The following is a 22,376-nucleotide window of genomic DNA, read 5'->3' on the forward strand; positions in this document are numbered from 1 at the left end:
ACTTGTGCTGAAGTGGATAGGCCTCCATACAACTGCTGCTGCAACTATTCGGCTCATGCTCCCGTTAAGTAATTATTAGGAGAGTGGTGTCTCGTGCAAAAAAATGCGGTTATCCTCTGTTCAAGCCTGCTGCTTATTCTAGGATTGGGCGCAATCACCTATTGGGCGCTGGCAAGGGATCATTCCCAATCGATTAAAGGAAATGCGGAAATCGACTGGGTGGATTTCGTTAAGCTTAACGGTCATACCTACACCGGCCTTTATGACGGTGTGCTTGTGAATCCGGACGATGTAACGGATGCTGTGGCAGGCAAGGTGAAGTTCAAGGTAGGGGATGTTGTCTCCAATCCGGAATACCGGACCAAGGAAGGCGATGCGGCATTTCTTGCTATCGGTACGCAGCTTTATGAGGTAAAGGGTTATAAACCTGAAGAAATGATTGCTGCAGAGGACAAAAGCAGAATTGGCGGGTACCGCATTTATGTGGAAGATTCCTATTACAAAACGTTAAACCGGCGCAGCTTTAAGGACCTTCCTATGGACCAGGTCAGCAAGATCGAACTGTATAAAATGAACGAAACCATACCGTACCGGACGCTTGTGAATCAAGAGCAAGCCGACTTTATCCATTTATTGAAATCCGGCGAATATAAGCCTACTTATACGCCAAACACCCAGAATGGAGACCCGTCTTATTATTCAATGGTCTTTTATACGAATGAGCCGATCGCCTATTCCTTCAGTATTGCCGACGACGGCGACCATGTTTTCTTTTACCCGTGGGACCTCAGTCTTGTCGATAACCGGATACGGACATTAATGGCCGATTCTAACAAATCCTGAAATCCTGATAACCAAACTAAACAAAGGGCTGTTCCCTCTGCCAAAATCGGCTTTCGGGAACAACCCTTTTTTTGTGCTGAGCTAAAGATCCTCTTCCTTCTATCGGCTGCTTCGCGCTTGTCCATGGAGCCCTTCCCAAAGCACCAGCTATAGCGCGAAGCTACGCCTTAAGGAACAGCTTCCCTATTTCAGCTTCTATTCCGTAATCGTCTTCGTATAAGTACTGTTTGTTGTGATGTAGACGGTTTTGCCGTTTACTTTAATTTGGTACCAGTAGCTGTTGACTTTCTTGATCAGCTCGGCTTTTTGGCCAAGCTCCAGTCTGCCAACCGTGGACGAGCTCGAGCTCGCAGCCGATTTCAGGCTAACCCAGCCCTTGACCGTTACCACATATGTAGTCTTCTCATTGGACGGATTCGACGGTGTCGGATCCGGAGTTGGCGTTGGTGCAGGTGTTGTAGAACCGCCGCCTGTTGATGGGCCCGTCCAAGCCGGAACCGGCTTTTGCGGCGGCAGCACATACGACTCAGGAATGGTAGGCGCTTTAATCGTTTTGCCTGCCATACCCGTGAATCCGGCTGCAGGGACTACGCGGCGGGCTTCCTTGAAGTTCTCGCCCCACCAATATTCCCAGCCGTCAACCGTGCCAAGCGCTGTTGGGTTGCCGTCCGAGCGGGTGCCGATAACAACCGGCTGACCATCGCGGTTAGTTCCCATGTAAATCGCAACGTGCATAATATGATCGGTTTCCTGCCAGGTCAGAATATCGCCAAGCTTCAGGTTCTCAATGCCGGTAAGCTTCCACTTGCCGTTCACCTTCTGTTTGCCGACACCGGCAACCTTTGTGCCAACCGTGTTGTAATTTGCGGATGTTCCTGTAACGTTAATGCCAAAGTCCCCAAATACGAAACGGACAAAGCCCGAGCAGTCCTCGTAGCCGTATTTGCCGTAAGCATCCGAACCGCTGCCATACACCATATAACCGTTTTCCATATACCAGATCGCCCGTTCGACGATTTGGTAAGCGAGAGTGTTCGACTGACTTCCGTATTTCGCCCGGAAATCCGCCACATTATAGAGCTCGTCCTTCACATAGCTATCCGCGTTTATGTACTCATTGTATTTCTTTACTGCGCTTGCCGTAGTCCAGGTCGTGCTTGCGTTTGCAATGCCGGCTGTCCCTAGTAAAGATCCGATAATAGCGAGGCTTAGTAATTGCTTTTTCATGCTTTTGTCATCCCTCCCACCCCTATTAAAATATATGCCAACTCTCACCGCAATGACCAAAAAGTACCACTATTGATAGACGGAGCCAATCTTACGGCCTTCTAATTTTCTAACCTTTACCAATGTTTTTTCTTAGTAAGCTTTAATGAAAATCCTCGTCAAACCTAGGCAGTGACTAGCTTTGATAGCATCCGGGAAGCCGCGTTTTTAGGCTGTTTTCCGTCATTTTGCAGGATAAAAATTCCTCCAAAAATCATTTCCTCCGTTACCAATTATGAGAAAAAATTTAGGAAAACTCGCCCAATAAAGCAAGATACCCGCTTATAGCATTTTCTCTCTATCTTCACTATAATTTCTCTAGTACCTACTAACGCGCAAAAAGACTTCCGAGGTGATACCGTTGTCCAAAGATAAATTCATAGGCTACAGAGTTATGTTTAATGTGGGACCAAGGTTTATGGTTCATGTCTATATGAAAGAGGAGTATTACGAGCAATGGCGATATACGCGGGATCAGCGGATCACGGATGTTGTCATCGAAGAGGTTGAGGTCGAGCTCGATTATTTTCTTGGTTAGCGATAAAAATAAAAAGGCTGCTTCCCTCGGTTCCGTCCATTGAACGAACCTGTGGATGCAGCCTTATTTTAACTTCCTATCCTTCATCGCATTAATCCTCGATTTTGCGTACATCTACCGTTACCTTCAGCTTCTGAAGCCCGTTGCCGCGGTATACTCCTTTTACCGGTACAATATCCTTATAGTCCCGGCCATGCCCCAGCTTGACATACCGCTCCCCAACCGGCGCTTCATTCGTCGGATCGAAGCTGCACCAGCCAAGCTGCGGCACATACGCCTCTACCCAAGCATGGGAAGCCTGCTCGAAATCGGCACTGCCGCCCTGCAGATCCCCCACGAAATGATACCCGCTTACGTAACGGGCGGGAATCTGATGAAACCGGCAGCAGGCAATCATGAGATGGGCGAAATCCTGGCATACCCCGCGTCTGCGCTCGATCAGATCGCTGGCTTTGGTCGTAACGGTCGTAGCTTCCGGGTCGTAAATAAACTCGGTTCTGATCTTGCTGGACAAGGAAATGAGCCAGCTCAATACGCTCATGTCTTCGCCTTCCTTCAAGGCAACGCTCTCCGCATAGCGCTCCACATCGGCCGTTAAATCCGCGTAACCGGTCGGCAGCAGAAACTCTGCGAAGCGGTTAGCCGCTTCCTCCGTCTCCAGCCAGGTCCATGCCTCCCTGGCAAGCTTGCCGTTCAGCAGAGCCGCCTGCTCCTCGGGACTAGGTGCATGCCTCGTTACGACCGTCATCTGCGTACGGATCGTCAAGCGCTTGTGCGGCGGGTTCACCGAGAACGAATGCACCCGGTTGCCGAAGAAATCCTCATAGCTGAAGAGCGAGGCATTCGGCTCTATGAAGATAGCCTGCTGATAGCAGGATTGACGTTCATTGGTGCTTGGCGTCAGCCGGATCTCATTGACACTGTCCGTTGCCGTCTCCTCGTAATCGTATTGCGTCACGTGGGATATATTTAGCTTCATGCGCTTGCCTCCCCCATGCGAAAAAAGGTTTTAGCAAAAGAATGCCCAAGCATCTGGCACGCCTCCAGCAAATGACCTACGATCGATCCGTTCCGGTCGACGATCATATCGTCATGCTCCAGGCAAGCCAAGTCCGCCTTCACCTTCGCTACCTGGCGGATGATTCGATCATTCGCGGTACGCAGTTGATTATCCGACAGCTCAATCTGCTTCATATGCTCGTCGAGCGCATGGAAGGAGAAGTGAACGGAACGTGGAAACGATTGGTTCAAAATAACGAATTCCACGATGGACTCGACCGACATTCCATCGGCATAATAACGGCGGAACGACTGATGACCGCTCAGCGATTTCAGGACAGCCTGCAAGTATGGGTAAGCGCCGGCATTGTTCCAGCCATCGCCAACGGCCGCATTGCCAACCGCTTTAATAATCCGCAGCGTATTCTCCGACCGCTCCAGGAATCGCCCGCATTCGATGAAATGCCATTCGTTCTCGCGCGGCATAACCGATTGGCACAAGCCTTGGAACAGAGCCGCCCATTCCTTGATCCGGCCATAGAACAGATGAGGCGATTCCTTCATCAGGTCTTCCGGCTGTTTCTCGCGCAGCCATAAGTAAAAGGCATTAATCGTGTCCCACAGCTCGCTTGGAACCTTCTCGCGCAGAGTACGAAGGTTGCCTCGGGCATGGCTCACGCAAGAGACCAGCGAGTTGCCGTTGTCCCGGTCAAGCGTAATGTAATGAAGCACGTCTTGTTCGGTATAATTTCCGTATTGCTGCTCGTAAGCGCTTCTGCTGCCCAAAGCGTCTACAATCCGGGTCCACTTGCATGGAACCCCTTTGCTCTCGCCGTCTTGACCGCAAGCTTCAACGCCTAATTCATCCTCTGCCTGCAGGTGATAATGGACATCAATTAATCTTGCATGGTTCTCCGCTCTTTCCATATAGCGGCCGATCCAAAACAACGCTTCAGCGTTTCGGTTAAGCACAGCGATACCTCCGTTTCTGGATTGAAGCTATTAACGATTTAACACCCATGTATCCTTCACTCCTCCGCCTTGCGAAGAGTTAACAACCAGCGAGCCTTCCCGCAAAGCAACGCGGGTAAGTCCGCCGGGAATAACATGAGTGGAATCTTCCCCCATTAGCGCAAATGCCCTCAGATCGATATGGCGAGGCGTCATTTGCCCGTCGACCATAACCGGCGCCCGCGACAGCTTCATTGTGGTCTGCGCGATGTAACGGCTCGGATCTTTTTTGATCTCCTCGGCGAACTCCTTGATTTCCTTGGGGGTAGCCGTAGGGCCGATCAGCATGCCGTACCCGCCTGAAAGCGAAGTTTCCTTTACGACCAGCTGGTCCAAATGTTCCAGAACGTAGTCTCGCTCTGCCTTCCGGGATAACAGATACGTCGGTACATTGTGCAGAATCGGCTCTTCTCCGAGATAATAACGAATCATATCCGGAACATAAGCATACACTGCCTTATCGTCCGCAACACCCGTACCCGGCGCATTCGCTATGGCGATATTGCCTGCCCGGTAAGCGTTCATCAGCCCCGGAACCCCCAGCAGCGAATCCGGCTGGAAAGCAAGCGGATCAAGGAAATCATCGTCTATCCGGCGGTAAATGACGTCCACCTGACGAAGGCCTCTCAGATCGCGCAAATAAATTTTGTGATCTTTATAGACCAGGTCGCGGCCTTCAACCAAATGAATGCCGAGCTGCTGCGCGAGGAAGGTATGCTCATAATACGCCGAATTGTACGAGCCTGGAGTAAGAAGCGCAATTAACGGATCCTTCTTCCCGTTAGGCGCGAGAGAACGCAAAGAACGAAGGAAATAGTTCAGGCTGCGCTCAATGCTTTGAACGGAAGAGGACAAGTATAAATCATGGAACAGCTCGCTCATGATGGTACGGCCTTTGAACAAATAGGAGTAACCGGAAGGCGAACGGAGATTATCCTCGAGGACAAAATAACGGCCCTTCTCGTCTCTAATTAAATCTATGCCGGAGGACGTAATATACACGCCTCCCGGAACGTCTAAACCCATCATTTCCGGGCGAAAATATACGTTGGATACGATCATTCGTCTTGGGATGACCCCGTCGGACACAATGCGCTGAGCGTGGTAAATATCGTGGATGAACATATTAAGCGCCTTTGTCCGCTGACGGACGCCTCGGTCCACTGCTTCCCATTCATGCTTAGGGATAACGCGAGGGATGTAGTCAAAGGGAATGGTTCTTTCCAGAGGCTCGCTTTGGTTAGGACTGTTCAGGGTAAAGGTGATTCCTTCCTCCATCATGCGTTGATTAAGAGCATGCTGCCGCATCGTCAATTCCGACGGCTTCATTCTTGCGAACAGCCGATGGATATTGTCATAGTGGGGACGAACCGAAAAGTCTTTCTCGAACATTTCATCGTAAAATGATTGCGAATCGTAATAATGCGACTGCGACTGTTTGGCCGTCGACATGCCAACCGCCTCCTCCATGATGGTACAGCACCTTCCCTGATGCCTGCATTGATGACTACCAAAGTTGGCTCAGAACCTTTTAAATGTTAACTTAATTTACATTTATACCATGAAAATCTTTATGAAAGTAAATTTTTGTTAGAACTATCATACAAGAAATGGATTTTCATGTCAACTTATATAGCACGAAAGCAGGGCTTCTGCGCTGGCGAAGAAACCCTGCTTTATATCATATGCCTATTCTCTTGTTATGTATTCAATTGACGCAAATCTTTTGTAACGGCATCCACGGTTTGAACGAAAACGGCAAGCTCCTGCGATCTCGCCGCCTGATTGCGGGCTTCAACCGAGGTTTTCTCCGATTCCATTTGAACCAAATGGATCTTCTTGTGAATCTCGTCCAGGTTCGTTTGGATCGTCTCCAGCGCTGTACGCGAGGATGCCGCAAGCTTGCGAACCTCGTTGGCCACAACCTCGAAGCCTCGTCCCATTTCGCCGGCGCGCGCTGCCTCAATAGCGGCATTCAGACCAAGAAGATGCGTCTGGTCGGCAATCCCGCGGATCAACATCCCCATCTCCGTAATACCCGCCAGCTCCTCCTGCAGATCTCCAAGCAGCTCATGCGAGTGGTCTTGCGACTGCGAAGTTGATACGGCCGCCTCGGCAATCGACTTGGCGCCTTGGTCAAGCTCCGTCATCAATCCCGACAGCTGCTGCACCGACTCTGTAATCGTTGTGAGCATAACCGATCTTTGGTCAGCCAGCTCCTGAATCAAAGACTGCTCGGCGCGGTTATACGCTTCAAGCACCAGCTGCGAGTCCAGATTAAACATTTTGGACAGGGAGTGCAGAACGGAAGTCCATTTCTCCGGAATCGCAAGCTGCAGCACGGTTGCGGCGATATCGAGATAGGTCATGTAGCTTCCCAGGTACCAGTCCGTCGTGAGTCCAATCCGGGAATGGACAAGCCCGATCGTAATGCGGTTCTCGATGTACTCCTGGTCAATGACTCCTGAAGCCAGAGACAGCCAATAACCGCGTTGTGTCTGTTTAAGCCGTTCAATGGTGCTTACATTCGAGATAATGCGCATCAGATGCGGCTGTTGTCCAATGTTGTCATAGAAGCGGTTCACAACCTCTTCGACGACTTGTTCGAATATAGGCTTGCATGCCGCGAGCCGTTTCAAATCTTCTTCCGTAATACGGGTATATTCCAGCTGTTTGCGGCGTTCTTCCGAGACTTTAATCATAGTTCCGATCTCCCCCTAAAAAGTCAAAAGTCTTATAACGATTATATCGGAAAATAAGGAACCGACTTGTATGCATTCTTGTATTCTTCATGACGAAAGGGGGGGCTTAATTAGCAACCTGCGCATTCGAATGTTCTTCCGATCGCCATTGCTCGAGGATTCCATTAAATGAATAAGATATGGTTGGAATCCTCAGAGCAAAAGCGAACGCTACGCTTCTACAGAATCATTCGAACTGCTCCGTTGTCATTAAGCTGAAGATTAAATAAAAAAAGCGACGCAGAATATTTCCTGCACCGCTTTTGGGGATTCACTTAACGATTCAAGAGGCTTCCCACGTACCGCAGCAGCTCGTTTGCGCACACCGGGCAGTAGCCGTGTTCGTCAATCAACCGTTTGGTCACTTCGTTAATGCGCTTCAGTTGGCTTTCATCCGGCGTTTTGGTCGAAGTCGTAATTTTCACGATGTCCTTCAGGTCGGCGAAAAGCTTTTTCTCAACGGCCTCGCGCAAACGTTCATGGCTTGTGAAATCGAACTTCTTCCCTTTCCTCGAGTACGAAGAGATCCGGATCAGAATTTCTTCGCGGAACGCTTTTTTCGCATTCTCGGAAACGCCGATCTGCTCCTCAATCGACCGCATTAGGCGCTCATCGGGATCCATCTCTTCGCCGGTAAGCGGATCTTTGATTTTGGACCAATTGCAATACGATTCGATGTTGTCGAGATAGTTCTCGAATAAAGTCCGGGCGGACTCTTCAAAGGAATAAACAAATGCCTTTTGAATTTCCTTTTTCGCCAGTCCATCATACTCTTTGCGCGCTACCGAGATGAAGTTCAGGTATCTCTCCCGCTCCTCCTTCGTAATCGAAGGATGCTGGTCAAGGCCGTCCTTCAGTGCCCGAAGCACATCGAGAGCATTGATGCACTGCATATCCTGCTTGATGAGTGCGCTGGAAATCCGGTTGATGACATAACGAGGGTCAATGCCGGACATGCCTTCCTCAATATATTCGTTCTGCATTTCCTTCAGATCGGCTTCCTTGAAGCCTTCGACCTCTTCTCCGTCGTACATTCTCATCTTCTTGACAAGGTCCATGCCTTGCTTCTTCGTTTCCTTGAGGCGAGTAAGTATGGAGAAGATGGCCGCGGATTTCAAGGAATGCGGCGCAATATGAATATGCTTCATATCGCTTTGGCCGATCAGCTTCGTATAAATCTTCTCTTCCTCGGATACTTTGAGGTTGTAGGGAATCGGCATGACAATCATACGCGATTGCAGCGCCTCGTTCTTCTTATTGCTGATAAACGACTTGTACTCGGATTCGTTCGTATGCGCGATAATCAGCTCGTCGGCCGATATAAGCGCAAACCTGCCCGCCTTGAAATTCCCCTCCTGCGTCAGCGAGAGCAGGTTCCATAGGAACTTCTCGTCGCACTTGAGCATCTCCTGGAATTCCATCAGACCGCGGTTCGCCTTGTTCAGCTCGCCGTCGAAGCGGTACGCGCGCGGATCGGATTCCGAACCAAACTCCGTAATCGTCGAGAAGTCGATACTGCCTGTCAAGTCGGCAATATCCTGCGACTTCGGATCGGAAGGGCTGAACGTACCGATACCCACCCTGTTTTCCTCCGATACGAGCACGCGTTCAACAATGACATTCTCTATATCTCCATCGTATTCAACCCGAAGCCTCATTTGGCAGGAAGGGCACAAGTTGCCTTCAATGCGGACACCAAGCTCCTTCTCAATCTCCGGACGAAGCTCATGCGGGATCAAGTGCAGCGGCTCTTCGTGCATCGGGCAGCCTTTAATGGCGTAAGTAGCTCCTTTCTCCGTTCTGGAGAAACGCTCCAGCCCTTTCTTCAGCATCGTTACAATGGTTGATTTGCCGCCGCTGACCGGCCCCATTAAGAGCAGGATCCGTTTACGGACATCCAGCCTTCTGGCCGCCGAGTGGAAGTATTCCTCCACCAGCTTCTCCACGGCGCGGTCGAGACCGAAAATTTCCTGTTCGAAGAACTTATAACGCTTCCTTCCGTTATCGTCCTCTACCCCAAAAGAATCAATCATCTCATAGACGCGCGCGTGCGCAGTCATGGCCGGGGTCGGGTCCTCTCTAAGCAGTTGAATATATTCTCTGAAAGATCCCGTCCACGCAAGCTTTTCACTCTCTGTCTGATACTCCGATATTCGCTTGAAAATGTCCATGCCGTGCCTCCTCCCATCGCTTCCGCAATCCGCTAGTTTTCATTCCGCCCGGGATTATCTCTACATCATTGATCGTGTGGACCAACTTTTTACTGAAGTATTACAATCCTATGCTTAGTTATGTAGGAAATTGACCACTATTTTAGTCGGCAATCCGGCAAATAACGACAAGCATTTGCTATAATGATGGGAGAAAGAGGGGAATTAACATGGCAGTTAACAAGGAAGAGGAGCTGTACAGCCCCATCAAGGCCTACTACGAAAAGCTAGGTTTTACGGTAAAAAGCGAGGTTCTCCATTGCGATTTGGTTGCGATGAAACCGGATGGCAGCGAGGCGGTTGTTGTCGAAATGAAAAAAACGTTCAATCTCGCTTTGCTGCTGCAAGGGATTGAACGTTTACGCATAAATGATCATGTTGTACTGGCTGTTGAGCGCAACCGCAAGAAAAGCGGCGCCCACAACCAGCGCTTCAGCGATATTACGGAGCTGTGCCGGATGCTGGGTCTCGGCCTGATGACGGTCACCTTCTTCAAGACCAAAGCGCCTCTGATCGAAATGCTGTGCGAGCCCGGCGAGATGCCGAAGCGCGGGATCCGAAGAACCCGCCAGGCACGGCTCCTCAGGGAGTTCCGCGAACGGAGCGGCGATTACAACGTGGGCGGCAGCACCGGCCGCAAGCTGGTCACCGCCTATCGGGAGAAGGCCCTTCGGGCCGCATACGCCATGCAGCAAGCCGGCATCCTGTCGCCAAGTCAGCTGGCATCTCTGACGGGCAATCCGCAAAGCGCCTCCATGCTGCGAAGCAATTATTATAGTTGGTTCGAGAAGGTGGGGCGCGGCCAATACCGGCTAACGCCAGCCGGAGCCTTGGCCTTGGCGGAGTATGCCGAGGTGATCGCCGAATGGAAAGAGACCTTTACCCTTCCGCCGGCACCCGAGCCCAAACCCGCCAAAGCGTCAAGAACGAAAGCTCCCAAAGCTTCCGAGGGAAAAACGTCCAAACGCGCAAAGGAAACTCCTTTTAGCTACGAGCGGTAAACTCGCGGATTGCTTCCGCCAGACGCGCAACGCCAAGCACCGTTTTTTCTCCTTTATTATGGGTGAAATTAAGCCGGGCTGTGTTGCGTTTAGGATCGTAAGCATAAAAAGCGATGCCCGGAACAAAAGCGACGCCCTTTGATACCGCAACCCGCAGCAGCGCTTCGGCATCCAGTCCTTCGGGAAGTTCAACCCATAGGAACATGCCGCCCTTCGGCTCGATCCAATGAAGTCCTTCGATTTTTTGCGCTTTGATCAGGCTTTGCATTTCCCGCATCCGGTCCCCGTAGGATTCCGAAATGATGCGGATATGTTCGTCGAGCGGGAAATGCGCAAGCAGCTGGCTCAAGATCTGCTGATCCATCGTGCTGGACTGCAGGTCGGCCGCTTGCTTCGCTTTTGCAAGCATCTTGATCACCTGGGTATCGCCAATCGCCCAGCCGGTCCGGAGCGCGGGAGCTACGATTTTCGAGAAGGTGCTTGTGTATATAACAACGCCGCTTCCAAACTGCTGCTGGTCAAGCGCAAACAGCGTTGGGTAAGCCGCATTTTCATCGTATTTCAGCTCGCCGTACGGATCGTCCTCAATAATAGGCACTTGATGGCCGGCGCAGATCCGCAGAATTTCCTGCCTTCTTTCCAGACTCCACACATTGCCCGTCGGATTGCCAAAGGTCGGAACGGCATAAATAAACTTGGGCTTATGCTCGCGGACCAGTCGTTCCACATCCTCCGGAATCATGCCATGCTCATCGCTTTCCGCGGCAACCACCTTTAGACCATGCAGTTCAAACACTTGCAGGCAAGCTAAATAGGTAGGCCGCTCAACAAGCACCGTGTCCCCCGGCTCGGTGAGAACTTGAACAAGCAGGCTGATCGCCTGTTGGGAGCCTGTCGTAATAATCATTTCCTCCGGCTGCACGTTCATCCCCTTCTGAGCCATTCGGACGCACAGCTGCTCGCGCAGGGGCAAGTAACCTTCAGTAAGCCCGTACTGCAATGCGCTTGTACCCGCAGAAATCGCGCGGTCCGCGGCTTCCCTGACAGCCTGTACAGGAAAAAGCTCTTCCGCCGGCAGGCCGCCCGCAAAGGATACGATGTCATTTCCTTGCGTCAGCTTCAGAATATCTCTTACGACGGAAGACTTAACCTGCGTCATTCTTGATGCAAAGCGAAATTCCATATTTCCCTTCTCCTCCCGCAATTAAAAACCATGATTTGTACTGTCATTATTGTCGCATAATAAAAAGAATCCATGCAAACTTAAACGTTTTCTTTTCCCTAATACTTGGTTATAATGAAGCTAGCATATCGGAGGTGCACAAAATGTCTATTACTTTCGTTATTGTTATGACAGTCTTTATTTTGTTCCTGACTGCCATCTTGACGTCTTCGTACAACGACGACAAGACCAAAGGCCTTTAATAAAGGCTCGGTGAAACGGCTTTGCCATCCTTTGGCTGCGAGGCGCGTTTTCATTCCGGAGAATTCTAAGACGTTGTAATAAATGGCTTGGAATTCAAAAAAAGAAGCTCCCCTCGTTTGCGGGAGGAGCTTCTTTTTTTATCTTCGTATGTTTGTAGTAGTGCTTGGATGATTATCCGATTAACGGTTTTGAAGTTGTCCCATTTCAATCATGCACGGTTCGCATAAATAACGGTCCTTGAATTCCTTCACATCTTCCATTGATCCGCAGAACACGCATCTTGGGCGGTAGCGCTCCAAAATAATATGGTCGCCTTGCACTAAAATCTCTACAGGGTCCCCCTCATTCATTTGATACCTTTTACGAAGTGATTTAGGAAGAACGATTCGTCCGAGTTGGTCCACCTTTCTAACCACACCTGCTGGTTTCATCTTTTCACCTCTTTTTATGACTGGATTTGCAAGCTAACGTTGTGTAAACATAGCACAGTAGACTTTCGATGGTCCCTAACGAATTCCTTCCTATGTTAGGATAGTCCTTAATATTATGTAAATTCAGTCCATTCCCGGGAACTTATTTTGGCGTAACGCCTCATACACAATAATCGCCGCCGAATTGGAAAGATTCAGCGACCGGACATCTCCCGTCATCGGCATCCGCATGCAAGTATCCAGATTCGCATCAATCAGCTCTTGCGGCAGTCCTTTTGTTTCCTTCCCGAACACGAAAAAATCCCCGTCCCGAAAGTCAAACTCCGTATACACTTTGGTAGCTCTCGTGCTTGCATAAAAGAATCTTCCGTTTGGATTCGCATCCTGCAGCTCCTTGAAGGAATCATGGTATTCCACATGAACCGCATGCCAATAATCCAGTCCGGCGCGTTTGAGAGTGCGGTCATCGGTCTGGAATCCAAGGGGGCGTACAAGATGAAGATGCGCGCCTGTTGCGGCGCAAGTCCGGGCGATATTACCCGTATTTGCAGGAATTTCAGGTTCAACCAAAACAATATGAAAAGCCATAACTGTACCAACCTCACATTCTATGTCATTATACACGAAACACTGCGTTCTCGCACCAGTGCCAAAGAGGCAATTTTTACATTAGGTTAACGTACTCTTAATCTCCGCATAAATGTCTCCCCTCATAATGAAAACATCATGTAGGAGGCAAAAGGAGAATAGATACGATGAAAAAGAAAATATTGGTCGTTGATGACGAGCCGTCCATCTCCATGCTTATCGAATTTAATTTGAAACTCGCCGGTTACGATGTCCGGTGTGTAAGCGATGGCGAGGCCGTATTCGAGATGTTAAAGCCATTCCGTCCTGACCTGATCGTACTCGACTTGATGCTTCCGAAGATGGATGGCATCCAAGTATGCCGTGAGCTGCGCAAGCAGAGCAATGCGGTACCAATCGTTATGCTAACCGCCTTGCAGGACGTCACGGACAAAATCGCCGGGCTTGATAACGGGGCCGACGATTATATGACGAAGCCATTTAGCCCGCAAGAGCTGATCTCGCGTATTCAGGCCATTTTCCGCCGAATTCAGTCCCTTCCGGGTCAAGCTGAATCAACAACCTTCGATATTGGCCGGTTGACGGTACGCGCCGAACAGCGCGAAGTGCTGATTGATGGCCGGACCATTGAATTGACACCGAAGGAATTCGAGCTTCTTCTCTTCTTATGCAAGCATAGAGGCAAAGTATTAAGCCGTCAGCAGTTGCTTCACGGGGTATGGGACTACCACTTCCTCGGCGATACGCGAATCGTTGACGTTCATATCAGCCATCTTCGAGATAAAATCGAGCAAAACGCAAGAACGCCGGAGTACATTATGACGGTCCGCAACGTCGGCTACAAGCTTCACGCCCCTAATATGGCCGATTCGTCACTGGCATAGACACCCCTAACAATGAAGACCGCCTTTCCGATTACGGAAATGGCGGTCTTTGTCAACTTTCTTAACCGTTGCGGCGCTGGAAGTCAGCCATAAATTCAGCAAGCGCTTTGCAGCTCTCATGCGGAACGGCGTTGTACGTCGAAGCGCGCAGACCGCCAACATCGCGGTGGCCCTTCAGGCCAACAAAACCGTTTTGCTCCGATTCCTTAACGAATTGCTTCTCCAGCTCTTCGCTTTGCATACGGAAAGTGATGTTCATAAGCGAACGGCTGTCCGGATGAGCGCATCCCACGTAATAGCCGTTGCTTTGGTCAATCGCATCATAGATAAGCTTTGTTTTATCGCGGTTGAGCTGCTCCATAGCAGCAACCCCGCCGTTGCCCTTGATCCATTTCAGAACCAGGTTAACCATATAGACCGAGAAGGATGGCGGCGTATTGTAAAGCGACTTGTTCTTCGCATGCGTGTCGTAGCGGAAAATTGCCGGGATGTTTTTCGGACTTTCTTGAACCAGGTCATCGCGTACGATAACAACCGTAACACCGGATGGACCAAGATTTTTTTGCGCGCCGGCATAGATGAGGCCAAATTTGCTAATATCAATAGGACGGCTCAAAATATCGCTGGACATATCGGCTACAAGCGGTACATTGCCAAGGTTCGTTGGGAACTCCTGGAACTGTACGCCTCCGATTGTCTCATTAGATGTCAGATGAAGGTAAGCTGCATTTTCCGGCACAACGATTTCGTTAATGCTTGGCATACGCATGAAATTGTCGTTTTCTGACGAAGCAGCAATAACCGTCTCGCCAATCAGCTTCGCTTCCTTAATGGCTTTGTCAGCCCAAGCGCCCGTTTTAACGTAAGCGGCTGGACGGCCCGCGGAAAGCAGGTTCATTGGAATCATGGCAAATTGCTGGCTTGCGCCACCTTGCAGGAAAAGAACATGATAGTTATCCGGAATACCGAACAATTCGCGCATGAGGGCTTGTGATTCGTTGTTCACTTGCTCATAAAGTGCGCTGCGGTGGGACATTTCCATGATGGACATCCCCGCGCCCTGATATTCGACAAATTGCTCTTGCGCCTGCTGCAGCACCTCGAGCGGTAAAGCGGCCGGTCCTGCATTGAAATTATAGGCTCGTTTCATTTCCGTTACCCACCTTTTGTTTTTGTTAAGCATCTCACATGATATTGATTATGATAGCAATTTTACCGGCTCTCTTCAAGTACATTTACATAATGTTAGTGACAAAAAGTCGAACGGAGATTATTCACATGGCAGATAATATTCGGATTTTCACCGCAATATCCATTCCAGCAAACCTTAGCGGACAAATCGTTAGCCATTTGCCCGATTGGCAGGATCAGCTCTCTTTCCAGAAATGGGTGGATCCCCGGGATCTGCACATAACGCTCCACTTCATCGGGGACATGCCCGTTTCCTCCATTCCCGCCATACAGACTGCCATGCAGGAAGCCGTTTCCCGAACATCATCCTTCTCGTTAGAACTGTCGAAACTTGGCAGCTTCGGACGCGAGGAACGCCCCTCCGTCTTATGGCTTGGCTTAAAGCAATTGCCCGCCGAGCTAACCAGGCTTCATCAATCGCTTGGCCAGTCGCTTCATTCGGGTATTGGCTATACGCCGGAGACCCGTCCTTACCGGCCTCACGTGACCTTAGCGCGGAAATATTCCGCCGATGAACCATGCACAGCCGAAAAGCTTGAGAAGCTCTCAAGCCCCTTTCTGCAGCATCAGACAGCCTTCGACATCACCGGCATTACGCTATACCGTACCCGGTTAGGCGAAAGACCTATGTACGATCCCATTGCAGTCGCACAATTCGACAAATAAAAAGCGGACTCCCGCCAAGGGAGTCCGCTTGAATAAGTGCGTTTCGAATTAGCAGCCGAAGTACAGGCTGTACTCGTGTGGATGAATACGAATCGATACCGCTTTTGCTTCGCTGCGTTTAACGGCAACATAGTTAGCGATGAATTCTTCCGTGAATACGCCGCCTTCAGTCAAGAATTCGGAATCCGCTTCGAGAGCGTCAAGCGCTTCGTCGAGTGTACCAGGTACGCTGCGGATTTCTTTTTTCTCTTCTTCTGGCAGTTCGTAGATGTTTTTGTCGAATGGACCGTAGCCCAGAGCAACTGGATCCAATTTACGTTTCACGCCGTCCAGACCAGCAAGCAGCATAGCCGCGAATGCCAGGTAAGGGTTAGCTGTGGAGTCCGGAGTACGGAACTCGATGCGGCAGCCTTTTGGCGTTACCGATGCGATTGGAATACGTACTGCAGCGGAACGGTTACCTTTCGAGAATACGAGGTTAACCGGAGCTTCGTAACCAGGAACCAGACGTTTGAACGAGTTTGTCGAAGGGTTCGTCAAAGCGATCAGAGCTGGTGCGTGGTGCAGAATACCGCCGATGTAGTGCATAGCCAGTTGGCTCAGGTTGCCGTAAGCGCCTTTTTCATAGAACAGCGGAGTGTCGCCGTCGAAGATCGAGGAGTGAACATGCATACCGGAACCGTTGTCGCCGAACAGCGGTTTTGGCATGAAAGTAGCCACTTTGCCGTATTGGCGAGCTGTGTTGTGAACGATATATTTGTACAGCATGAGGTTGTCAGCTGTCTTAGTCAAAGTGCTGAAACGGAAGTTGATTTCTGCTTGGCCGGCTGTTGCAACTTCGTGGTGATGACGCTCAACGCGAAGGCCAACTTCTTGCATCAGGCGAACCATTTCGCTGCGGATGTCTTGTTGTTGGTCAACCGGAGCAACTGGCACGTAGCCGCCTTTTACAGGAACTTTAAAGCCAAGGTTGCCGCCTTCTTCTTTACGGTTCGTGTTCCAGCCTGCTTCTTCGGAATCCACGTAGAAGGAAGAAGAATTCATTGTGCTTTCGTAGCGAACTTCGTCGAAGATGAAGAATTCGGACTCAGGCGCGAAGAATGCAGTTGTACCGATACCGGTTGTTTGCAGGTATTCTTCCGCTTTTTGAGCGATGCTGCGTGGGTCACGCTCATAACGCTCGCCGTCCGGTGTATGGATGTTACACATAATGTTCAGTGTAGGATGATCTGTGAAAGGATCAACGAATACTGCATCAGTATCTGGCATCATTACCATGTCAGATTCTTCAATACCGCGGAAACCTGGGATCGAGGAACCGTCAAAAGCTACACCGTTTACGAAAGTATCAGCGTCAACTTCTGTCGAAGGAAGAGTAATGTGGTGCGCGCGACCAGCAAGATCCACGAAGCGGAAATCTACAAACTGGATGTTGTTTTCTTGAATTTGTTCCAAAACTTTTTGAACTGACATCAGATATTTCCTCCATTTCCGAACATTTGCATAGTGGTGAACAGTTATTGTTCAAGTTTCTCGTTAAACTATGAGGTAATTATAAGACTACGTTTTGGCATCGTCAATACTTATGTCAGGTATTTTTTATTCATATGTAAGGTATACTTACAAGTTTAAACATTTGTTCACAATTAAGCCTTTACATTCGATCAGAAAAGCCGGGAGGCCTTGTGTATCAAGGCTTCCCGGCTTTTCACATTTTAAAACTGGATTAAATTTTCCATTCCGCAAAAGCGGCTGCGGGTTCTTTTGGAGTGTTGAATTGCTTTCCGACGATTGGCGCCAGCTTTTCTAAATCCTTTAATAAATTAGCGAATTGGTCAGGGAATAAGGATTGTACACCGTCACCTGTCATCGAATTATCCGGATCCGTGTGCATTTCGACAATCAGACCGTTCGCCCCTGCCGCAACGGATGCTTTGGACATCGGCTCTACCAATTCGCGGCGGCCCGTACCGTGGCTCGGGTCCGAAATGACTGGTAGATGGCTAAGCCCTTGCAGGACCGGAATCGCGGACAAGTCCAGCGTATTTCTCGTGTAAGTTTCGAACGTTCGGATTCCGCGCTCGCACAACATAACATTCGGATTTCCGCCCGCGAGGATGTATTCCGCCGCGTTCAGGAACTCGTCGTACGTTGCGCTGAAGCCGCGCTTCAGCAAGACCGGAGTCTGAATGGTACCGAGCTTGCGGAGCAGATCGAAGTTCTGCATGTTGCGTGTACCGACCTGAAGGATATCGGCATATTCGGCGCATACATCAACATACTCCGGAGTCATGACTTCCGTAATCGTGAGCAGGCCATGCTTCTTGCCCGCTTCCGCCATCATGATCAAACCTTCGACGCCAACGCCCTGGAAGCTGTATGGACCCGTGCGCGGCTTAAACGCGCCGCCGCGAAGCACCTGTCCGCCGGCTGCTTTGACAAGGCGTGCGATCTCATCGATCTGCTCCGGGGATTCAACCGCGCAAGGGCCGCCCATAATAACAAGGTTCTCGCCGCCGATCTTAACGCCTTTTATATCGATGACGGTATCGTCCGGATGGAAGTCCCGGCTCGCCAGCTTGTAGGACTTCGAAATTTTGATCACGTTCTCTACGCCTTTCATTTGACGGAGATGCTCCGCAAGCGTTGGCTCCGCCTTGCCGATAATTCCGATAACCGTACGGTCCGTCCCTCTGGAAACATGGGCTTGCACGCCCGCTCTTTCAATATGATTCACAATTTCTTGAATACGCTCTTCGGCAATATGTGGGCTAGTAATTACAATCATGTCCATCTCTCCTTTTTCACTTCAACGCTTATACGCTTTTATGCTTTGCGGCTTTGCGGCTTTTATGCTTTTACTTGTTAAAGCAAATATACACGATGGACTTTGGGTTCGTCAATTATTATTTTTCTTAAACCAGCTGCTAAGCAGCTACGGAAATGAATATTCTTACGATCGCTGTTCTATTCGGATTTCCCTGAACTAGTCTTATCCGTTGAAATCCAAATAGCAAGGCGAGCTACAAGCTTTCCAAAGGAAAGCTGTTTCGTAAGCATTATCTCCGCTTCTCCAGAACATTCACTTCCTTCGCCGCAGTTTGCTTCAGGAAAACAATAACACACTCAACCCTAATGTCCGGGGGAACCGGACCTTCACACCTTATCTGTGTCCATCCGAATTTCCTGTCACCGAAAAAATGATCAAATCGTTGGCGACGATGTCAGGATAGCTGGGCTCTGCTCAGCTTAATCTCATTCCACTCTTAACGATGCACGGCATCGTTAAGCTCTATCATTTAGGGCGGAGCAGCCACCTTTACGATGTCGCACATCGTTAAGGCACGGCTAAACCAGGCAAACGGCTGCCTTTTCACGGCTTTCACGCTTTTTAACGATGCGCGGCATCGTTAAACTCCACCAATTAGGACAACTAGCCTCCTTTACGATGTCTCACATCGTTAAGGCATGGCTAAATCATGGAAACCATGCGCGACATCGTTAAGCTCTATCATTTAGGCCGGGGCAGCCTCCTTAACGATGGCGCGCATCTTTAAGGCATGGCTAAACCATGGAAACGGCCACCTTTTCACGACTTTCACGCTGCTTAACGATGCGCGGCATCGTTAAAGCTCTATGATTTAGGGCGGAGCAGCCACCTTTACGATGTCGCACATCGTTAAGGCAGGCTAAACCAGGCAAACGGCCGCTTTTTCACAGTTTTCACGCTTCTTAACGATGCACGGCATCGTTAAGCTTCTCCTTTTAGGGCACAGCAACCGCCTTAACGATGCCGTGCATCGTTAAGGCATGGCTAAACCATGGAAACGACTGCCTAATCATGGCTTTCTCACTGCTTAACGATGCGCGGCATCGTTAAGCTCTATCATTTAGAGCAGAGTAGCCACCTTTACGATGACGTACATCGTTAAGGCACGATTAAACCATGCAAACGACCGCCTAATCATGGGTTTCTCACTGCTTGACGATGCGCCGCATCGTTGATACTTGCATAAAACAAAATAAATGCGGTGCAAGGGAGCACCGCATCTACTTGATCTTCTATTAAGCTTCGGCTGCGCCGGAAGCCGATTTGGTACGAATGGTCGGAAGGAGCTTGTTCTTGTTGACCGTACGCTTGATCTCCCACGTGGAGGGGTCGTTATGGTCGTATTGCTCCAAATACGCGATAACTTCTTTTGTAATCGGAGTTGGTGTCGAGGCGCCCGAAGTTACGGCAACGCGGTCAACACCTTTTAACCATTCCTGCTCGATCTCCGATACGTCGGATACGCGATAGGCCGGTACGCCCGCGATCTCCTGGGATACCTGGGCAAGGCGGTTGGAGTTGTTGCTTCGCGGATCGCCAACAACAATGCACAGCTGCGCCTGTCCGGCTTGCTCCGCTACAGCCTCTTGGCGTACTTGCGTAGCCAAGCAGATCTCGTTATGAATCTCCGCCTTCGGATACGTCTCCAGAAGCTTGCTCATAATATGACGGATGTCCCATTGCGACATTGTTGTCTGATTCGTAATGATAATACGGCCTTCAGGCACGTTAAGCTTGGCAATATCCTCAACGCGTTCAATCAAGTGAACGCGTTCCGGTGCCACGCCAATGGCGCCTTCCGGCTCCGGATGGCCTTTTTTGCCGATATAAATAATATGATAATCCTCGGCGACTTTCTCCCGGATCAAGTCATGCGTCTTGGTTACATCCGGACAAGTCGCGTCCACGATGGTCAGACCCTTCTCGCGCGCACGGTTGCGGACTTCGGGAGATACGCCGTGGGCCGTGAAGATAACGGTTCCGCTCTCCACCTGCTCCAGAATCTCCAGACGGTTCTCGCCGTCAAGCGTAATGACGCCCTCTTGCTCGAAAGCTTCCGTTACATGCGCATTATGAACAATCATGCCAAGAATATAAATCGGACGCGGAAGGTCCAGGTTTTTGGCGGTTTGCAGCGCGAGCACCATGGCATCCACAACGCCATAGCAATAGCCTCGCGGCGATATTTTAACAATTTCCACTTGTTGCACCTGCTTTCTGAATAACGAAGGTTAGTCTTCGATTCGATCGGTTCCTTCTATTATAATCGAAGCAGGCTGGGGGGAAAAGTCTATTGGCAGCCAAATGACAAACGTGGACCCTTCTTCCTCCATCGTCGTCACCTCAATCGAGCCGCGGTGCTCATCGATAATCCATTTGGCAATGGACAGACCAAGCCCCGTGCCAACGGTCTTGCCGCGCGATTCGTCTGCCCGGTAGAACCGGTCGAAAATATGAGGAACCTCCTTCGGATTCATGCCGATTCCCGTATCCTTAATAATAATGCCAAGCTGGTTCTCCCGGCGTGTCGCCGACATCTCGATCCAGCCGCTTGGCGTATATTTGAACGCATTCTCTATGAAGATAAACAGCAGCTGCTGCAAATAATCCGCATTCCCGTGTACCTGGTAACCGTCCAGCGCGGTCAAATCCCCAATCCGCCACTCCGCATTGCGAGGCAAGAGGCCCGCTCTCCGGCCTACTTCTTCCACGATCGGCAGCATTGGCTGCGTTGTTTTTTCCATCTCGTACCCCGCATCCGCTCTTGCCAGAGCTAGAAGGTCGTTAACGAGAGTGGACATCCGCCGCGCCTCCGCCGCAATATCCTGCATGGCTTCGTTAGACAGCTCATAGCGCTGTGAATCAAGCGCCAGTACAATATCTCCCGCTTCATCCGGCTCAAGCGTCTTGGACCACATCCGCTGCAGCAGTTCAATATTGCCGCGAATCGTCGTCAGCGGAGTACGAAGCTCATGCGACGCATCCGAAACAAACCGTCGCTGCGCTTTATACGATTCGTCCAGTCCGTTATACGCCATTTCGATGCGGGATAGCATAATATTCAGAGTATAGACCAAATGGCCAATCTCATCCTTCGGACCCTCAATCGGAATCCGCACGCTCAAATCGGAACCGCTATGAATTTTTTCGGTAGCGTGGACGACCCGTTCGATTGGCTGAAGAGCTTTGCGCGCCATAAAAAGACCAACAGTAAAGGCAATTATAAGGCATATCAAAGAGGACAATATAAGTATAACCCGAAGTCCGGCCAGGTAGTTCTCTTCGCTGGCTACAACAGTACCAACCTGAAGCAGGCCAATTAACGTTCCGTCCGTATTGTTGGAAATTGGTTTTTGATAGATTAGAAAAGCAACTTCACCTGCATTTGTGTTCAGAACCGCTTTTTTATAGCCATAATCCGGATTGGTCTTGGCTTCTGGGATTGGGAACTTAATTCCATTTATTTGAAGCTCACCAGAGGTTTTAATAACGCCTTCTTTATAGTTGACTAATTGCACGTAAAAATCTTTCTCGTAAAAAGGGGAATTCCTCTTAATGTTCAGGTCAATCTGATTTAATCCGTTCTCGTATTTCACGATATCATAGGAATCGGCCTGATCTCGAAGCTGCGTCTTTGTATCAGCGTACGTATTCATGTTTACGAAAAAATAAATCGCTACGCATAACACGATTAGCGCTGCCGCAAGAATACCGGAAAACCATAAGGTCAGACGAAGCCTGATCGTCATGT

At 49.9% G+C, this 22,376-nt stretch carries 18 protein-coding genes and 2 pseudogenes; 5 read left to right on the top strand and 15 right to left on the bottom strand.

The genetic code is table 11. From position 1 onward, the window contains the following. The first annotated feature begins 93 nt into the window (after window positions 1-93). Window positions 94-843, top strand: a complete 750-nt coding sequence (locus PGL01S_RS07485) for a hypothetical protein (protein WP_127493032.1) — start codon at window positions 94-96, stop codon at window positions 841-843. Between the two features lie 195 nt (window positions 844-1,038). Here the strand turns inward: PGL01S_RS07485 and PGL01S_RS07490 are convergent, their stop codons facing one another. Next, window positions 1,039-2,070 carry a C40 family peptidase gene (locus PGL01S_RS07490; protein WP_127493034.1) on the bottom strand — a complete coding sequence of 344 codons (1,032 nt, stop codon included), beginning with the start codon at window positions 2,068-2,070 and terminating at the stop codon, window positions 1,039-1,041. A 400-nt stretch (window positions 2,071-2,470) separates the two neighbouring features. Here PGL01S_RS07490 and PGL01S_RS30775 point away from each other — a divergent pair, with 400 nt between their 5' ends. Further along, window positions 2,471-2,647: a hypothetical protein gene (locus PGL01S_RS30775; RefSeq protein ID WP_164775404.1), complete on the top strand. Its 177-nt coding sequence runs from the start codon at window positions 2,471-2,473 to the stop codon at window positions 2,645-2,647. Between the two features lie 91 nt (window positions 2,648-2,738). Here PGL01S_RS30775 and PGL01S_RS07495 read toward each other — a convergent pair whose 3' ends face one another. From PGL01S_RS07495 to prkA, 6 genes and pseudogenes are all read right to left on the bottom strand, one after another. Continuing rightward, window positions 2,739-3,626: a transglutaminase family protein gene (locus PGL01S_RS07495; RefSeq protein ID WP_127493036.1), complete on the bottom strand. Its 888-nt coding sequence runs from the start codon at window positions 3,624-3,626 to the stop codon at window positions 2,739-2,741. Continuing rightward, entirely contained in the window at window positions 3,623-4,618 is a 996-nt protein-coding gene (locus PGL01S_RS07500; protein WP_127493038.1) for an alpha-E domain-containing protein, read from the bottom strand. Before PGL01S_RS07500 ends, PGL01S_RS07495 begins: the two co-directional genes overlap by 4 nt. A gap of 30 nt (window positions 4,619-4,648) precedes the next feature. After that, window positions 4,649-6,109 (bottom strand): circularly permuted type 2 ATP-grasp protein, encoded by a 1,461-nt coding sequence (locus tag PGL01S_RS07505; RefSeq protein ID WP_127493041.1) that lies wholly within the window; start codon window positions 6,107-6,109, stop codon window positions 4,649-4,651. A 248-nt stretch (window positions 6,110-6,357) separates the two neighbouring features. Continuing rightward, window positions 6,358-6,672 (bottom strand): annotated as a pseudogene (locus tag PGL01S_RS31575) (methyl-accepting chemotaxis protein); the annotation flags it as partial. A gap of 228 nt (window positions 6,673-6,900) precedes the next feature. Continuing rightward, a pseudogene (locus PGL01S_RS31580) lies at window positions 6,901-7,359 on the bottom strand (protoglobin domain-containing protein); the annotation flags it as partial. A gap of 314 nt (window positions 7,360-7,673) precedes the next feature. Beyond that, on the bottom strand, window positions 7,674-9,569 hold the full coding sequence (prkA, locus tag PGL01S_RS07515) for a PrkA family serine protein kinase (RefSeq protein WP_127493045.1): 1,896 nt from the start codon (window positions 9,567-9,569) through the stop codon (window positions 7,674-7,676). A gap of 209 nt (window positions 9,570-9,778) precedes the next feature. On the opposite strand from prkA, the gene PGL01S_RS07520 reads away from it, so the two are divergent. Further along, window positions 9,779-10,609, top strand: coding sequence for a DUF2161 domain-containing phosphodiesterase (locus PGL01S_RS07520; protein ID WP_127493047.1), 831 nt, complete (start codon window positions 9,779-9,781; stop codon window positions 10,607-10,609). On the opposite strand, the gene PGL01S_RS07525 is transcribed toward PGL01S_RS07520, so the two are convergent. The 3 genes from PGL01S_RS07525 to trmL form a co-directional block, all read right to left on the bottom strand. Beyond that, window positions 10,593-11,792 carry an aminotransferase-like domain-containing protein gene (locus PGL01S_RS07525; protein ID WP_127493049.1) on the bottom strand — a complete coding sequence of 400 codons (1,200 nt, stop codon included), beginning with the start codon at window positions 11,790-11,792 and terminating at the stop codon, window positions 10,593-10,595. The genes PGL01S_RS07520 and PGL01S_RS07525 overlap by 17 nt on opposite strands. A gap of 422 nt (window positions 11,793-12,214) precedes the next feature. Beyond that, window positions 12,215-12,466 (bottom strand): AbrB/MazE/SpoVT family DNA-binding domain-containing protein, encoded by a 252-nt coding sequence (locus tag PGL01S_RS07530; RefSeq protein WP_127493051.1) that lies wholly within the window; start codon window positions 12,464-12,466, stop codon window positions 12,215-12,217. Window positions 12,467-12,589: 123 nt separating this feature from the next. Further along, window positions 12,590-13,054: a tRNA (uridine(34)/cytosine(34)/5-carboxymethylaminomethyluridine(34)-2'-O)-methyltransferase TrmL gene (gene trmL / locus PGL01S_RS07535; RefSeq protein WP_015846324.1), complete on the bottom strand. Its 465-nt coding sequence runs from the start codon at window positions 13,052-13,054 to the stop codon at window positions 12,590-12,592. 167 nt (window positions 13,055-13,221) lie between these two features. Here trmL and PGL01S_RS07540 point away from each other — a divergent pair, with 167 nt between their 5' ends. Continuing rightward, complete coding sequence (locus PGL01S_RS07540; protein ID WP_127493053.1) at window positions 13,222-13,938, top strand: response regulator; 717 nt, start codon at window positions 13,222-13,224, stop codon at window positions 13,936-13,938. A gap of 61 nt (window positions 13,939-13,999) precedes the next feature. On the opposite strand, the gene serC is transcribed toward PGL01S_RS07540, so the two are convergent. Beyond that, window positions 14,000-15,088 carry a 3-phosphoserine/phosphohydroxythreonine transaminase gene (serC, locus tag PGL01S_RS07545; protein ID WP_127493055.1) on the bottom strand — a complete coding sequence of 363 codons (1,089 nt, stop codon included), beginning with the start codon at window positions 15,086-15,088 and terminating at the stop codon, window positions 14,000-14,002. A gap of 128 nt (window positions 15,089-15,216) precedes the next feature. Here serC and thpR point away from each other — a divergent pair, with 128 nt between their 5' ends. Then, window positions 15,217-15,795 carry an RNA 2',3'-cyclic phosphodiesterase gene (gene thpR, locus PGL01S_RS07550; protein WP_164775405.1) on the top strand — a complete coding sequence of 193 codons (579 nt, stop codon included), beginning with the start codon at window positions 15,217-15,219 and terminating at the stop codon, window positions 15,793-15,795. A 48-nt stretch (window positions 15,796-15,843) separates the two neighbouring features. On the opposite strand, the gene glnA is transcribed toward thpR, so the two are convergent. The 4 genes from glnA to PGL01S_RS07570 form a co-directional block, all read right to left on the bottom strand. Further along, window positions 15,844-17,268, bottom strand: a complete 1,425-nt coding sequence (gene glnA, locus PGL01S_RS07555; protein ID WP_127493059.1) for a type I glutamate--ammonia ligase — start codon at window positions 17,266-17,268, stop codon at window positions 15,844-15,846. 253 nt (window positions 17,269-17,521) lie between these two features. Then, window positions 17,522-18,583 (bottom strand): 3-deoxy-7-phosphoheptulonate synthase, encoded by a 1,062-nt coding sequence (aroF, locus tag PGL01S_RS07560; protein WP_127493061.1) that lies wholly within the window; start codon window positions 18,581-18,583, stop codon window positions 17,522-17,524. A 1,277-nt stretch (window positions 18,584-19,860) separates the two neighbouring features. Further along, window positions 19,861-20,826: a 4-hydroxy-3-methylbut-2-enyl diphosphate reductase gene (locus tag PGL01S_RS07565; protein WP_127493064.1), complete on the bottom strand. Its 966-nt coding sequence runs from the start codon at window positions 20,824-20,826 to the stop codon at window positions 19,861-19,863. A 30-nt stretch (window positions 20,827-20,856) separates the two neighbouring features. Further along, a complete protein-coding gene (locus tag PGL01S_RS07570; RefSeq protein ID WP_127493066.1) occupies window positions 20,857-22,374 on the bottom strand; it encodes a sensor histidine kinase in 1,518 nt (505 codons plus the stop codon). Window positions 22,375-22,376 lie beyond the last annotated feature (2 nt).

Source organism: Paenibacillus glycanilyticus NBRC 16618 (genome assembly GCF_004000805.1).
GTDB lineage: Bacteria > Bacillota > Bacilli > Paenibacillales > Paenibacillaceae > Pristimantibacillus > Pristimantibacillus glycanilyticus.

Excerpts from the sequence above, each read along its gene's own strand:
- PGL01S_RS07490 (WP_127493034.1), bottom strand. The coding sequence starts at position 2,070 with ATGAAAAAGCAATTACTAAGCCTCGCTATTATCGGATCTTTACTAGGG.
- PGL01S_RS07495 (WP_127493036.1), bottom strand. The coding sequence starts at position 3,626 with ATGAAGCTAAATATATCCCACGTGACGCAATACGATTACGAGGAGACG.
- PGL01S_RS07505 (WP_127493041.1), bottom strand. The coding sequence starts at position 6,109 with ATGTCGACGGCCAAACAGTCGCAGTCGCATTATTACGATTCGCAATCA.
- prkA (WP_127493045.1), bottom strand. The coding sequence starts at position 9,569 with ATGGACATTTTCAAGCGAATATCGGAGTATCAGACAGAGAGTGAAAAG.
- PGL01S_RS07520 (WP_127493047.1), top strand. The coding sequence starts at position 9,779 with ATGGCAGTTAACAAGGAAGAGGAGCTGTACAGCCCCATCAAGGCCTAC.
- PGL01S_RS07525 (WP_127493049.1), bottom strand. The coding sequence starts at position 11,792 with ATGGAATTTCGCTTTGCATCAAGAATGACGCAGGTTAAGTCTTCCGTC.
- PGL01S_RS07530 (WP_127493051.1), bottom strand. The coding sequence starts at position 12,466 with ATGAAACCAGCAGGTGTGGTTAGAAAGGTGGACCAACTCGGACGAATC.
- trmL (WP_015846324.1), bottom strand. The coding sequence starts at position 13,054 with ATGGCTTTTCATATTGTTTTGGTTGAACCTGAAATTCCTGCAAATACG.
- PGL01S_RS07540 (WP_127493053.1), top strand. The coding sequence starts at position 13,222 with ATGAAAAAGAAAATATTGGTCGTTGATGACGAGCCGTCCATCTCCATG.
- serC (WP_127493055.1), bottom strand. The coding sequence starts at position 15,088 with ATGAAACGAGCCTATAATTTCAATGCAGGACCGGCCGCTTTACCGCTC.
- thpR (WP_164775405.1), top strand. The coding sequence starts at position 15,217 with ATGGCAGATAATATTCGGATTTTCACCGCAATATCCATTCCAGCAAAC.
- glnA (WP_127493059.1), bottom strand. The coding sequence starts at position 17,268 with ATGTCAGTTCAAAAAGTTTTGGAACAAATTCAAGAAAACAACATCCAG.
- aroF (WP_127493061.1), bottom strand. The coding sequence starts at position 18,583 with ATGATTGTAATTACTAGCCCACATATTGCCGAAGAGCGTATTCAAGAA.
- PGL01S_RS07570 (WP_127493066.1), bottom strand. The coding sequence starts at position 22,374 with ATGACGATCAGGCTTCGTCTGACCTTATGGTTTTCCGGTATTCTTGCG.